Origin of the sequence: Bradyrhizobium sp. WYCCWR 13022 (assembly GCF_030435535.1) — a bacterium.
Classification (GTDB): domain Bacteria; phylum Pseudomonadota; class Alphaproteobacteria; order Rhizobiales; family Xanthobacteraceae; genus Bradyrhizobium.
On the sequence record NZ_JAUIZJ010000010.1, the window covers coordinates 1 to 14,102 of the forward strand.

Annotated in this window: 11 protein-coding genes and 1 pseudogene; 6 read left to right on the forward strand and 6 right to left on the reverse strand. The window is 64.6% G+C overall.

The features are described 5' to 3' along the window. Positions 1-89 precede the first annotated feature (89 nt). From QY049_RS15655 to QY049_RS15675, 5 genes are all read right to left on the reverse strand, one after another. Entirely contained in the window at positions 90-1,433 is a 1,344-nt protein-coding gene (locus QY049_RS15655; RefSeq protein WP_301269551.1) for a cytochrome c, read from the reverse strand. Continuing rightward, positions 1,430-3,595 carry a molybdopterin cofactor-binding domain-containing protein gene (locus QY049_RS15660; RefSeq protein ID WP_301269552.1) on the reverse strand — a complete coding sequence of 722 codons (2,166 nt, stop codon included), beginning with the start codon at positions 3,593-3,595 and terminating at the stop codon, positions 1,430-1,432. Before QY049_RS15660 ends, QY049_RS15655 begins: the two co-directional genes overlap by 4 nt. 8 nt (positions 3,596-3,603) lie before the next feature. Beyond that, the gene (locus tag QY049_RS15665; protein WP_301269553.1) at positions 3,604-4,068 is read right to left on the reverse strand and encodes a (2Fe-2S)-binding protein; all 465 of its coding nucleotides are present in this window, start codon (positions 4,066-4,068) and stop codon (positions 3,604-3,606) included. 532 nt (positions 4,069-4,600) lie between these two features. Then, positions 4,601-6,025 (reverse strand): methyl-accepting chemotaxis protein, encoded by a 1,425-nt coding sequence (locus tag QY049_RS15670; protein WP_301269554.1) that lies wholly within the window; start codon positions 6,023-6,025, stop codon positions 4,601-4,603. Between the two features lie 108 nt (positions 6,026-6,133). Continuing rightward, entirely contained in the window at positions 6,134-7,882 is a 1,749-nt protein-coding gene (locus QY049_RS15675; RefSeq protein WP_258765119.1) for a methyl-accepting chemotaxis protein, read from the reverse strand. Between the two features lie 208 nt (positions 7,883-8,090). Here QY049_RS15675 and QY049_RS15680 point away from each other — a divergent pair, with 208 nt between their 5' ends. The 6 genes and pseudogenes from QY049_RS15680 to QY049_RS15705 form a co-directional block, all read left to right on the forward strand. Then, on the forward strand, positions 8,091-8,837 hold the full coding sequence (locus tag QY049_RS15680; protein WP_194479574.1) for a YebC/PmpR family DNA-binding transcriptional regulator: 747 nt from the start codon (positions 8,091-8,093) through the stop codon (positions 8,835-8,837). A 79-nt stretch (positions 8,838-8,916) separates the two neighbouring features. Next, entirely contained in the window at positions 8,917-9,444 is a 528-nt protein-coding gene (gene ruvC / locus QY049_RS15685; RefSeq protein ID WP_258765120.1) for a crossover junction endodeoxyribonuclease RuvC, read from the forward strand. Continuing rightward, positions 9,441-10,058 (forward strand): Holliday junction branch migration protein RuvA, encoded by a 618-nt coding sequence (ruvA, locus tag QY049_RS15690; RefSeq protein WP_194479576.1) that lies wholly within the window; start codon positions 9,441-9,443, stop codon positions 10,056-10,058. Before ruvC ends, ruvA begins: the two co-directional genes overlap by 4 nt. A gap of 20 nt (positions 10,059-10,078) precedes the next feature. Then, positions 10,079-11,113, forward strand: a complete 1,035-nt coding sequence (ruvB, locus tag QY049_RS15695; RefSeq protein WP_258766880.1) for a Holliday junction branch migration DNA helicase RuvB — start codon at positions 10,079-10,081, stop codon at positions 11,111-11,113. A 130-nt stretch (positions 11,114-11,243) separates the two neighbouring features. After that, positions 11,244-12,167: a metallophosphoesterase gene (locus QY049_RS15700; protein ID WP_301269555.1), complete on the forward strand. Its 924-nt coding sequence runs from the start codon at positions 11,244-11,246 to the stop codon at positions 12,165-12,167. An 11-nt stretch (positions 12,168-12,178) separates the two neighbouring features. Then, positions 12,179-12,319 (forward strand): annotated as a pseudogene (locus QY049_RS15705) (acyl-CoA thioester hydrolase); the annotation flags it as partial. Here the strand turns inward: QY049_RS15705 and QY049_RS15710 are convergent. Continuing rightward, positions 12,298-13,998 (reverse strand): recombinase family protein, encoded by a 1,701-nt coding sequence (locus QY049_RS15710; protein WP_301269556.1) that lies wholly within the window; start codon positions 13,996-13,998, stop codon positions 12,298-12,300. The pseudogene QY049_RS15705 and the gene QY049_RS15710 sit on opposite strands and share 22 nt — an antisense overlap. Positions 13,999-14,102 lie beyond the last annotated feature (104 nt).

Sequence of the window (14,102 nt, forward strand, 5' to 3'; positions counted from 1 at the left end):
TGAACGAAACGAGAATTGTGTTACCCATGTCGTCGGTTTGATCTGTTACCTATGTCGCCGGTTGCTCACAGTGTTCGTCTGCGCGATACCTACTCCGCCGTCTGCTCCCTCAGCTCCGCCACGTCCTTCGCCGTCAGCTTCGAGCGCTTGGTCCCGAACCGCGCCGTCACGTAGTTCGCCACCGCGGCGATCTCGTCGTCGCTATACGCATTGCCGAACGCGGGCATCGACAGCGCACCATCAGGCGTATGCCTGATGGTGCCTGAGATCACGATCTGCGCGACGTTGGTGGCGGCGGGGTCGTTGACGGCCCAGGTGCCGGTCAGCGTCGCCATCGGCGATACCGGGCTTTCGCCGCTCCAGCCGTGGCAACTGGCGCAGGCGCTGGCGAAAACCTGCTTGCCGCGTGCGTCTGCCGTGACGCCGTCCTTGTGCGAGGCGGGCGCGACCGGCGCCGTGGTAGCCGGCAGATCGGGCGAGGATACCGGAGGAACGCTACGCAAATAGGCGACGATGGAACGGATATCCTCCGGCGCGAACTGACTGAAGCTGTGGTCGACGGCTTCGCCCATCGGACCCGAGGCCGAACCGTGACCCGATGCGTGGCCGAGTGAGAGATACGAGATCAGATCCGCATCGCTCCAGTTGCCGAGGCCGGTCGCCTTGTCGGAGGAGATGTTGAAGGCGCGCCAGCCGGCGGTGATGGCGCCGGCGAACTTCTTGCGGTTGTCGAGCGCGAAGCCGAGATTGCGTGGCGTATGACACTCGCCGCAATGCGCCAGCGCTTCCGCCAGATATGCGCCGCGATTCCACTCCGGGCTTTCCGACGTATCGGGAGCAAAGCGCGTGTCCGGATTGAACACGGCCGACCAGACAATCATTGCCCAGCGCTGGTTGAACGGGAACGACAGCGTGTTGTCAGGCACTTTCGCGCGCACTGCCGGCAGGCTGAACAGATAGGCCTTCACCGCCAGCACGTCCTCGTCGCTCATATAGGTGTAGGACGTGTAGGGCATCGCCGGGTAGAGCCGGGCACCGTCACGGCGCTTGCCGCGCTGGACTGCGTTCAAAAAGTCCTGGTCGCTGTAATTGCCGATGCCGGTGTCCTTGTCCGGCGTGATGTTGGTCGAATACAGCGTGCCGAACGGCAGCTTGAAGGCGAGTCCGCCGGAATAGCCCTTCTCGCCCGGCTTGGTGTGGCAGACCATGCAGTCGGCGGCCTTGGCAAGATATTCGCCGCGCTCGACAAGGCTCGCCTTCTCGAGCCTGGCCGGCACGCCGGTGGGCTTGCCGGCGCGGTAGTCCGCGAGCGCCACCTTGGTGCCGCCTGCGAAATCGAGCGGGCCGGGCCCGCGGATGATGAAGACGCCGAGCGCCACCGCGACGATGGCGATCACGACGAGGCTCGCAAGGATACGCATTGTCCTGATCATGCCTTCTTCCCCGCAGCCAGCAGTTTCCGATCGATGGGCAAGCGCCGCAGCGCTACGCCGGTAGCGGCGTAAATCGCGTTGCGCAGCGCCGGCGGTCCGGCGTTGACGCCGGCCTCACCGATGCCGCCGGGCGCTTCGCCGCTCTTGACCACGATGACCTCGACCTTCGGAGTCTCGTTGATGCGCATCATGCGGTAGTCGTGGAAGTTCGACTGCTGCACGCGGCCCTTGTCGATGGTGATCTCGCCATAGAGCGCGGCGGTGAGACCGAAGATCAGTCCGCCCTCGATCTGCGCCTTCACCGTGTCGGGGTTGACCGCGATGCCGGTGTCGACCACGGAGGTGACGCGGCGAAGCACGATCTCGCCGACGTCGTCGATCTCGGCTTCCACCACGGTCGCGATGAAGCTCGCGAATGACGGCTGCACGCAGACGCCGCGGCCGACGCGCGGCGGCAGCGGTTGGCCCCAGCCGGACTTTTCAGCCACCTGGTTGAGCACCGCGAGCATGCGCGGGTTCCTGGTCAGCATGGCCCGGCGGAATTCGATCGGGTCCTTGCCGGCCTTGCGCGCGAGCTCGTCCATGGCGCATTCGATCGCGAACACGTTGTTGTTCGGACCGACGCCGCGCCAGAAGCCGGTCGGCACCGCAGGCGGCTCGGCGCGGACATATTCGACGTGGAAATTGGCGAAGTCGTAGGGCGCGTCGACGGCGGCGTCGACTGCGTCGATGTCGATGCCCTTCTGAAAGGCCGGCGGCAGCCAGCGCGCAATCACGGCGGAGCCCGCGATCTTGTACTTCCAGGCTGCGACCTTGCCATCGACCAGCGACGCCGTGATCTGGTCGCGATAGACAGGCCGGTAGACGTCGTGCTGGATGTCCTCCTCGCGGGTCCAGATCACCTTGACGGGATAGTCGACCTGTTTTGCGATCTTCACGGCCGCGATCACCATGTCCGGCTCGAGCTTGCGGCCGAAGCCGCCGCCGAGCAGGTGCTGGTTGACGATCACCTTCTCGACGGGAAGGCCGGCGGCCTTTGCCGCTTCCGACTGCACCCGCGTCATGATCTGCGTGCCGGTCCAGATCTCGCAGGATTCTTTCGTGACATGCACGGTGGCGTTGATCGGCTCCATCGAGGCATGTGCGAGGAACGGCAGCTCGTAAGCCGCCTCGAACTTGTCGCCGGTGGCGAGAGCCTTGGCGATGTCGCCGGTGGATTTGGCGACCGCGCCGTCTTTTGCGCTGGCATCGCGCAGGTTCTGCCAGATGTCGTTGGTGGTGATTTTGGCGTTCGGGCCTTCGTTCCACTCGATGTCGAGCGCTTCGAGACCTTTCTTCGCCGCCCACATGTGATCGCCGATCACCGCGACGGCGTCGTCGAGCACGACGACCTTGCTTACGCCGGCGACCTTCATCGCAGCGCTGTCGTCGACCTTGCCGACCTTGCCGCCGAACACGGGGCAATTGGCGATCGCGGCGATCTTCATGTCGGGCAGGATCGCGTCGATGCCGTAGAGCGCCTTGCCATTGACCTTGTCGGGCGTGTCGAGCCGCTTCAGCGGCTGGCCGATCAGGACAAAGTCCTTGGGATCCTTGATCGCGACGTCCTTCGGCGGCGTCTGGCCCTGCGCGGCGAGCGCCAGCTCGCCATAGCCGAGCTTGCGGCCGCTGGCGGCATGGGTAACCTCGCCCTTCGATGCCATGCAGCTTGCGGTTTCGACGCCCCATTGGCTGGCAGCTGCCTGCACCAGCATCGCTCGCGCGGTGGCGCCGGCCTTGCGCAGCGGCAGCCACCAGGCGCGGATCGAGTTGGAATTGCCGGTAACCTGGAGGCCGAAGGTCGGGTTGGCGTAGAGCTTGTCGTTGGGTGGCGCGTGCTGCACCTCGACCTTGCTCCAGTCGGCATCCAGCTCTTCGGCGATCACGGCCGAGATCGAGGTGTAGGTGCCCTGGCCCATCTCGACCTGCGGCATCATCAGTACGGTGCGGCCGGTCTCGTCAATGCGGATGAAGGCGTTGGGCGCAAATTTGCCGTCGGTCGCATCCTTCTGCATCGGCTCGTTCGGAGCGGCGCGCAGCGGCAGATGGAAGGCGAGCAGGAAACCGGTGGCGAGGCCGCCGGTCAGAAGCGTGCGACGGGAAACGTTGTCGGGTGCATTCATGGCTGATCTCACGACTGACGGCCGGACGCGGCGAGCTTGATGGCCGCGCGGATGCGCACATAGGTGCCGCAGCGGCAGATGTTGCCCGCCATCGCGGCGTCGATATCGGCGTCGTCAGGGTTGGGTGTTGCCGCCAGAAGGGCTGCGGCCGACATGATCTGGCCGGACTGGCAATAGCCGCACTGGATCACTTCGGCCTCCAGCCAGGCCTTCTGCACCTTGGCGCCCGCAGATGTGCTGCCGACGTGCTCGATGGTGGTGATGGCGCGGTTCGCCACCGCGCTGACCGGCAGCACGCAGGAGCGCACCGCCTTGCCGTCGACATGCACGGTGCAGGCGCCGCATTGCGCGATGCCGCAGCCGAATTTGGTGCCGGTCATTCCGAGGATGTCGCGCAGCACCCACAGCAGCGGCATTTCCGGTGGCGCGTCGAACGATTTCGTTTCGCCGTTGATGGTAAGAGTTGTTGCCATGTGCATCCCCTTCTTCGCCTGATCGCTGGCGGCGATTCAGTCGGCGAACTCGCGCGCGACCATAATCATACCGATGCGAAACGATGAAGCTTTCAAATTCGCAGCAATGCATATCTGCGCAGCTGGTGCGTCAGGCCATGACGTTCACGAATTTGTGCTGCGATCCGTGCGAAGGTTTTGGGCTAATTGATATGATAAGCATCATTTTCTGACGCATTTTCGTCATCCGCGCCGTCGACCGCCGCAGACGATCGTGCGAACGCGCAAGATCATGCGATGACGAAATTCGTGCGATTGGGAAATGGCGCGGTGAGCGCGATGCGTCCGACGGGACCAATCGCAGCGGCTCGCCCATGATTTCGGAATAATAGCACTATGCGCCTGTTTTGCCCGACGGGTCAACGTCTGCATTCAGTTCCTGGCAAGTCGAAGTCAGGATGACGCGGCGTCGGCAGTGGGCTGCCTTTCCCGTTTGCGGTGGAGGCAAAAAGTCCCGCGGCTACTGTGCATGGGGTTGTTTTCGAGATTTGATTCAGCTCTGCCGGAAACCCATCCGGAACGCGCCCCAGTGCTTGCCGCGGATCATGATCGGCGAGGACAGATCCTTCATCAGCACGAACTGCCCGCCGCCCATGTCGCGGCGATAGGTCTGGAGCAGGAAGGGCTTTGTGTTGGCCGCGACCTTCTTCACCGCGCGATCGGTGAACAGGCGGCGGTTCCGGCAATTGGCGTTGTTCCAGACCGGGTCCTTGCCTTGCGGTAGCCGGTAGTTCGGATTGTGCGTCGGAAGGTACCCGCCCTTGGCCCAGGCCACGCAGAACACGATGCGGGGGTCCGACTTCTGGATCGGGTCCTGGATCGCGGGCAGCACGCGGTCGGTGAAGTCGACATAGGCGGTGGTGTACTGTCTTGGGTCGGTGCCCGAGATCTCCCGGTAGTTCTCGTCCATGAGCTTGTCGAGCGTGATCTCGCCGCGCTCGATCGCGGCCTCGAACTCGGCCGAGATCCGCTTGGCGGTGTCGACGACGACGCGGATCAGCGGCGCATCCGACGTCTCGACGCCGCTGTCGGCGATCAGCGCGATCAGGCCTTCGGAGGTGTCGAGCAGTTTCGTCACGCGCTGGTCGGCGCTCTTGAGATCGCGCGAGGAGAGGTCGACGCCCCTGGCGAGTTCGTTGAGCTCGCTGATCACGGTGTCGCAATGGCCGAGATTGGAGGTCGCCGCGCGGGTGACGCTGTCGATCTCCGCCTCCACCGAGGCAAAGCCCTGCTGGACGCGCGAGATGATGCCGGAGATCGCTTGCGCGCCTTCGCCGGCGGTCTTGGCGCGCTGCGAGGCGTCGCTGCTCTCGCCGATCAGGCCTTCGATCTGGCCGTCGAGATCGCGCACGGTGTCGGAGATCAGGTGCGTGGCCTGGCGGGTCGCCTCCGCGAGGTTCTTGACCTCGCTCGCGACCACGGCGAAGCCGCGGCCGGCATTGCCGGCACGCGCGGCTTCGATGGTTGCGTTGAGGGCCAGCAAATTGGTCTGCTTGGCGATCGCCTCGATCGAGCCGGAGACCTTTGCCACTTGCGCCAGCGCGGAGCCGACGGCGGAGAGGCGCGCCTCGATCCGCTCCACGGCCGCGACGAGCTCGGAGATGTGGCTGACCGCGGTATCGACGGCGCTGCGCGACTGCGCGATCTCGCCGACCGCGGCCGACGTGGTCGATTGCACCGCCTGCGAGGCGTTGGCGATGTCGTGGTTGGCGGAGACCATGGTCTCCGCCGTCTTCTGGAGGTGATGGAACCGGTCCGACTGGTTGGCGACGCGGTTGGCGACCTCCTGGACGTTGCCGGCGATGTCGGCGAGCTCGACGCCGAGGCCGCCGATGCGGTCGGCGAGCTGGTCGATCAGCCGTTCGGCGAGCGTCCTGTTGGACGCGGTGTCCATGACGGCAAGTTGTGCGAGGGACATGTTACGGGCTTTCTCAACTCGGGGCCGTCCATCGGCTCACCGCGGCATTCCCATTCCAATTTCGACGTTAGAGGATGATTCGCGCCCGGCGTCTTGCCTGAGCGCGCACTACAGTTTGTAAGCCGTGCGGAACCCGCCCCAATGCCGGCCCTGCACGCGGATCGGCACGTCGATCTCGCGCATCATCACCGTGTTGCCGTTGCCCATGTCGCGCGCATAGCTCTGGATCAGGTACGAGCGCTGGTTGTGCGCGGCCGCCAACCCCGCGGGATCGTTGAAGATGCGGCGATTGCGGCTGTTGGCCGTGTTCCAGGCGATATCGCCCGGCCGCTGCGGATGCGAATAGATCTTGTTGTGGACGGGCAGGAAGCCGTTGCGGTCGACCATTGCGCAGAACGCCATGCGCGGCTCCCTGGCGAGAAAGGCTTCCTGGAACGGCGGCAGCGCGCGGTCGGCCCAATCGAGATATCTCGTGCGGTATTGCTGAGGATTGGTGCCTGATATCTCGGCGTAGTCCGTGTCGAAGAGGTCATCCATCCTGACTTCGCCGCGGGCGACGGCCTGCTCGAAGATCTTTGTCAGCGCGTTGCCGGCTTCCATCGCGCGGGTGACGAACTCCGTGTTCTCCTCGTGGATCGACCAGAGCTTGTCTTCGATCTTCTCGCGCAGCTGGGCACTCGGGCTGACGAACTGCGTGCGGGCGCCGGCCTTGGACTGCTCGACCACGCGCAGGCGGCAGGCACCGACGTCTTCCAGCGTGCCGTCGATGATCGCCTGCGGCGCGAGCCGGCTTGCCTCCGTGCCGCCGATCAACACGCCGTCCATCGCGATCTCGTAGACCGGCAGCAGGCCGCGTGCGCCCTCGAATTTGAGATGGCAGGGCAGCCGCTCGGTCTTGCGGCGGTCGTCGTGCTCGCTCTGTTTGAGCAGCACCGCGCAGCGCGATTTCAGCTTCTGCGCGAAGGTCGTCACCGCCTTGCCGGCGCTGGCGACGTTCTCGCCATGGGTCTCGGCCGCCTTGGTCGCGGCGTCGATCTCGGCTGCGCTCCGGCCGACCGAGATGATGAATTGCGATGCGCTGCTGGCGTTGCCGGAGACCTCGCTGGTGGTGGCGTTCTGCTCGGCCACCGCGCCGTTGACGGTGTCGAACACCGGGCGGATCGCCTCGATCGCCTGCGAGATGCGATGCACCGCGTCCGCCGATCCGGCGGCGTCGCGCTGCAGCGCGTCGATCTTCTTGGAGATCTCTTCCGTCGCGCTCTGGGTCTGCACCGCGAGCGCCTTCACTTCGGTTGCGACGACGGCAAAGCCCTTGCCGGCGGCACCGGCGCGTGCGGCCTCGATGGTCGAGTTCAGCGCGAGCAGGGTGGTCTGCCGCGCGATCTGGGCGATCAGATTGACGACATTGCCGATTGCCGCGGAGGACTCGCGCAGGCGGTCGACGTTGTCGCGCGCCTCCTGCGCCGCGGCGCTGGCCTCGTCGGCGAGCTTGCCGGCCTCGCGGACCTGCGCACCGATGCCTTGCGCGGATTGGGTGAACTTGTCGGCGGCATCGGCAAAGCTCGAAGCGTTGGACTGTGCGGCATTGGTCCGCCCGGTCAGCGCGTCGGTGCGCTGGCGGATATCGGCGAGCGTCGCCGCGGTCGCCTCGGCACCGCCCGCGACCGAATTGGCGGCACGCTCGAGCTGGCGGATCATGGCGCCGAGCTCGAGTTCCAGCAGTTCCAGGATCTCCCGGGCCGAATCGACCTCAGCGGCCGGAGCGGGCGTGGACAGGACCGCCGGCCCCGCGGCCTGCAGGGAGGCCACTGGCGTGGCCATGTCTGGCAGGCGCTTCCGGAAAAATGCGAACGCCATGGGGTCTACTCTTGTCGGGAGATGGGCGGACGCTATTTTCGCAAGCTGGAATGAAATCAGGGTTAACGATGCCTGACTTCCGGGCACGGGCCACTACGTTATTACCTTAAAGTATGAGAGGCTCTTTCATTCCGATGGGTTGGCGGCCTATAAGGCCGCGCTTCCCCACGCTCACCTTTGACGCACGATTTCCTAGAGAAGATCACGCATGGCCGGACATTCCCAATTCAAGAACATCATGCACCGCAAGGGACGGCAGGATGCGCAGAAGTCGAAGCTGTTCGGCAAGCTGGCGCGGGAAATCACCGTCGCCGCCAAGCTGGGCACGCCCGACCCCGCCATGAACCCCCGCCTGCGCGCCGCCGTGATCGCCGCGCGGCAGGAAAACATGCCGAAGGACAACATCGAGCGCGCCATCAAGAAGGCGCTCGGCAGCGACGGCGAGAACTACGACGAAATCCGCTACGAGGGCTACGGTCCGGGCGGCGTCGCCGTCATCGTCGAGGCGCTGACCGACAACCGCAACCGCGCGGCCTCCGACATCCGATCCTTCTTCACCAAATCCGGCGGCAATCTCGGCGAAACCGGCTCGGTCTCGTTCATGTTCGACCGCACCGGCGTCATCGAGTACGACCGCAGCGTCGCCGATGACGATTCGGTGCTCGATGCCGCGATCGAGGCCGGCGCCGACGACGTGGTCTCGGGTGAAGGCGGCCACGAAATCTACGCCTCGACCGAAAGCTATCGCGACGTCGCCAAGGCGCTGGAAGCCAAGTTCGGCGAGCCGCGCAAGGCCGCGCTGATCTGGAAGCCGCAGAACACGGTCGCGGTCGACGACGAGACCGGCGAGAAGCTCTTGAAGCTGATGGACCTGCTCAACGAGCACGACGACGTCCAGAACGTCTACGCCAATTTCGAGATCTCGGACGCGCTGGTCGCGAAGCTGGGCGGGTAGGGGCGCCCGGCCGCCTTTCTCCGGGGACTTCTGTTCTGTTTCTGTTTCGCTATCATGGGCCAACCGCTATCACTGGCCCATGACCGCGCTCCCGATTCGCCAACCCGTTCGCATCATCGGCATCGATCCCGGCCTGCGCCGCACCGGCTGGGGCGTGATCGAGGCCGAAGGCAACCGCCTGATCTATGTCGCCTGCGGTTCGGTGGAACCGCCGGACGATCTGCCTTTGTCGAGCCGTCTGCTCGCGATCCACGAGGGGCTCGCGGCCGTTCTGTCCGATTACAAGCCGATGGAAGCGGCGGTCGAGCAGACCTTCATCAACAAGGACGGGGCTGCGACGCTGAAACTCGGCCAGGCCCGCGGCGTCGCCATGTTGGCGCCGGCAATGTTCGGCATCAGCGTCGCCGAATATGCGCCGAACCAGGTCAAGAAGACCGTGGTGGGGGCCGGCCACGCCGACAAGCAACAGATCGCGATGATGCTGAAGATATTGCTGCCGAAGGCCGCGCCTCCGACCCCGGATGCTGCCGACGCGCTCGCGATCGCCATCACCCATGCTCATCACCGCCAGAGCACGGCGCTCAGGCTGAAGGTGGTGGGACTATGATCGGCAAGCTCAAGGGTTTGATCGATTCCTACGGCGAGGATTATGTCGTCCTCGACGTCGGCGGCGTCGGCTATCAGGTGCATTGCTCGGCGCGGACGTTGCAGCATCTGCCCGCGCCGGGCGAAGCCGCGGTGCTGTCGATCGAGACCTACGTCCGCGAGGATCAGATCAAGCTGTTCGGCTTCCGCACCGACCAGGAGCGCGAATGGTTCCGCCTGCTCCAGACCGTGCAGGGCGTCGGCGCCAAGGTCGCGCTTGCGGTGCTCGGCACCCTGGCGCCTTCCGAACTCGCCAACGCGATCGCGCTGCGCGACAAGGCCGCGGTGGCGCGCACCCCCGGCGTTGGTCCCAAGGTCGCCGAGCGCATCGTTACCGAGTTGAAGGACAAGGCGCCGGCCTTTGCCAGTGTCGATCCGGCCGTTGTGCATCTCGCCGGCGCCGTCGACGATCAGCGCGCGCCGCGACCGGTGGCCGACGCGATCTCCGCGCTGGTCAATCTCGGCTATGGCCAGCCGCAGGCGGCTGCAGCCATCGCCTCGGCCTCGCGCAATGCGGGTGAGAATGCCGAAACGGCGCAGCTCATTCGCCTCGGCTTGAAGGAGCTCGCGAAGTGAGCGATCCCAAGGCCAACCGCATGGTGTCGCCCGAACGCCGCAGCGATGATGTCGGCGACACCGCGCTGCGTCCGCAGTCGCTGTCCGATTTCGTCGGCCAGCAGCAGGCACGCAAGAATCTCTCGATCTTCATCGAGGCGGCACGCAAGCGCGGCGAGGCGCTGGACCACGTGCTGTTCGTCGGTCCGCCCGGCCTTGGCAAGACCACGCTGGCGCAGATCGTGGCGAAGGAGCTCGGCGTCGGCTTTCGCGCCACGTCGGGCCCGGTGATTGCCAAGGCCGGCGATCTCGCGGCCCTCTTGACCAATCTCGAAGAGCGCGACGTGCTCTTCATCGACGAGATCCATCGCCTCAATCCCGCGGTGGAAGAAGTGCTCTATCCCGCGATGGAAGACTTCCAGCTCGACCTCATCATCGGCGAGGGGCCGGCGGCGAGATCGGTGAAGATCGAGCTGTCGAAGTTCACCCTCGTCGGCGCCACCACGCGCGCCGGCCTGCTCACCAATCCGTTGCGAGATCGCTTCGGCATTCCGGTCCGCCTCAACTTCTATACGATCGAGGAGCTCGAGAGCATCGTCACCCGCGGCGCGCGCGTGCTCAATGTCGGCATGAGCGCGGACGGCGCCAACGAGATCGCGCGCCGCGCCCGCGGCACGCCGCGCATCGCCGGTCGCCTGCTGCGCCGCGTGCGCGATTTCGCCTCGGCCGCGAATGCCGACAAGATCGACCGCAGGATCGCCGATCATGCGCTCAGCGCGCTCGAGGTCGACGCCGCCGGTCTCGATGCCATGGACCGCCGCTACCTGACGACGATCGCGACGAATTACGGTGGCGGCCCGGTCGGCGTGGAAACGATGGCAGCGGCTCTGTCGGAGCCGCGCGATGCGATCGAGGACATCATCGAGCCCTATCTCATTCAGTGCGGCTATCTCCAGCGCACCCCGCGCGGCCGTCTGCTCACCTCGCACGCCTTCCGGCATCTCGGCATTGCGGAACCCTCGCGCGATGCGGCGGCCCAGTTCGGCCTGTTCGGCACCGACGACAGCGACGAGTGATCTGCGCAATCGCGAATTGTCGTCGCTGTCATGAACTTTCGGTGATCTCCGTGCAGATGAACTGCACGAGCGCACCCCAATTCCGCTCCAATCGGATCGCATCACGGAAGCGCATCAGAAGCGGGCTTCCATGATCTCTCGGCGTCATCTCATCCGTACTGTCGGCGGCCTTTCCGCTCTCGGCATCTCGACGGCCGCCTACGGCGTCGGCGTCGAGCCGGAACTGCGGCCGCGCATCACCCGCTATCATCCGACGCCGCGGCAATGGCCTGCGGATTTGCCGCTGAAGATTGCCGTCATCGCCGACATCCACGCCTGCGACCCCTGGATGTCGCTGGAGCGGATCGAGGCCATCGTCGACCAGGCCAATGCGCTCAGGCCCGATCTCATCGTTCTGCTCGGCGACTATGTCGCCGGTCACCACTACGTCACGCGGCTCATTCCGGCCGATGAATGGGCCAGGGTGTTGATGGGCCTCAAGGCTCCCCTCGGCGTTCACGCGGTCATGGGCAATCACGACTATTGGGACGACAAGGTCGTGCAGCGGGCCGGGCAGGGGACGACGGTTGCCCATCGCGCGCTTCAGGCTGCCGGCATTCCCGTCTACGAGAATAACGTCGTACGTCTCGTCAAGGATGGTCGCTCGTTCTGGCTCGCCGGTCTCGGCGATCAACTCGCATATGCGCCTGCGCAACGTTACGGCCGCGCACGTCGCTTTGGTGCGGACGATCTCGCCGCTGCACTCGCAAAGGTCACCGACGATGCGCCCGTGATCCTGCTCGCGCATGAGCCAAATATCGCCTGGCGCGTGCCCGCGCGCGTCGCGCTACAGCTCTCCGGCCACACTCATGGCGGCCAGATTCGCCTGTTTGGCTGGTCGCCCGCGCTTCCGCAGCAATATGCCGTGCAACTCGCCTATGGTCACTTTCAGCTGAAATGCGACGTCATTGTTTCCGGCGGTCTCGGTTGCAGCATCCTCCCCGTCCGCGTCGGGGTGCCGCCTGAAATCGTCGAGGTCACGCTGGGGCGGGCGCCGGTGGCAGCCGTGTCCTAGCCGCGCTTGCGCTGCCGGCCGTTTTTGCGCAAAACGGGCCTGTAGCGACAAGCGAAGAGGCTCGCGACGTGACAGCTCATCTCGACGGCGAGATCCGCGACGGCCGCCACCACATGCAGGTCCGCGTCTATTACGAGGACACGGATTTATCGGAGCCGCCAAAAACGGTACAGCCAAACCCTTGTTCTTTCAGGATTTCCTCGTTGGTGCGTACCGTCGGAAACAACCCGACCCCCAAGATGGCGGAGAGTCTAGCGTAAGGTGTGATCTGGTACGGCATCCGCTTCGCGGTCGGATGCACCACGATTGTCTCGAAGATATTCCTGAAAGCCGAGCGAACGCGGGCAGCATCGTCGGAGCCATCATTCTGGCTGGTCAAAAGACCGTGCAGGCCATCAATGCTTGCGGCGAACTTCTCCATGGTGAGCGGATGCAGGCTCACAACGCTAGTGCCTCCATCGCTCTCGATGAGCTTTAGCTTCTGCTCCAATCCAGCACGCTCGGTCTCCAACCGCTTGAGCTTCTCTGCCAGCGCCTTCACCGGCTCGTCGCTATCGCTAATGGCGGTGACGACCCGATCAATCGCGACATTGGCTCGGTTGAGAGCCCGCTGCGTGCTATCGCGATCTGAGCGCATCTCCCGTTGCCGCTCAGCCCATCCTGCGTGATAGCCCTTGGTGAATTCCTTCAAAGCTTGCGGGCTGGTCAAGTGAGCCTTGACGCCAGAAAGAACCGTCTCCTCCAACACCTTCATGTCGTAGCTCTTGCGATGCTGACACGTGCCGAGTTGATGAGCGGCGGCGCAAGCGACGCGCGGTCCCCCATCCCTAGATACTTGAGCGATCCGCATATGGCCGTTGCAAGCTCCACAGGTGAGCATTCCGGCGAGAAGATGCTCCCGGCTATATGGGCGATACCCGATGCGCTGGGGGCGTTTGCCACCGGCCCCAAACTTCGACTCAGCCCGGCCCGTGCAAATGCCATTGGCGGCGTCCCAAAGCTCCTGCGGCATGATCCGCAAATGCGGCACATTAACGGTGATCACGTCCTCAGGCTTGCCGCGACGCTTCACTTTCGTGCCCTTATCCGGGTCGAGCACAGAGCGGTTCGCATTCCAGATCAATTTGCCGACGTAGAGCGCGTTGCCGATCATGCCGCGTTTGCCGCCGCGCCCCCCGGTAAAGGTTTGGTGGTTCCAGAATTTCCCACCGCTCGGTGTGGGGATGCCGTCGCGAGTTAGACTAGCTGCGATCTCGCGCGTCGTCTTTCCGCTCGCATACTCCCGAAACACTCTGAGCACGACCTTGGAATGCTCTGGATGTATTTCGCGTTCGCCCGGTTTGCCGGGGATCATGCGATAGCCATAGGTGACAGCTCCAGGAATTTTGCCCTCGCGCACTCTGCCGTTGTGACCGCGCTTCACTTTGTTGCCGAGATCGGTCAAGAACATCGAGCCGACGATGCCGCGCACACCGACGTGGATATCGGTAGTCACACCTTCGCTCGTGATGAGCGCGATTTCGCGGAAGCGCAGACGCTTGAAGATACCGGCCAAGTCCTCCTGATCGCGCGAGATGCGATCGAGGCTTTCGCACACCACGGCATCGAACTTCGCCGTCTTGGTGTCCTTCATCATTGCGAGCAGCTCATCGCGCTCGAACATCGTCGCGGCCGACTTCGCCCGATCGCTATAGACCTTGACGACGCGGTAACCGTGCTGCTTCGCGATGTTCTCGCAGAGCGCAATCTGATCGTCTATTGAGCGGTCCTTTTGCAGATCGCTTGAGAAGCGGGCGTAGACTGCCGCCGTCCTGATCTTGGTCACTGTCATCCTCCGTTCGCGAATGATCAAAGATCATAGGCCGCGTCGGCCGCTCTGAGCGACGTATCGGTGCTAGGTCGCACCTTCGCGATGCACGTTGTCGTTGGTCGGTC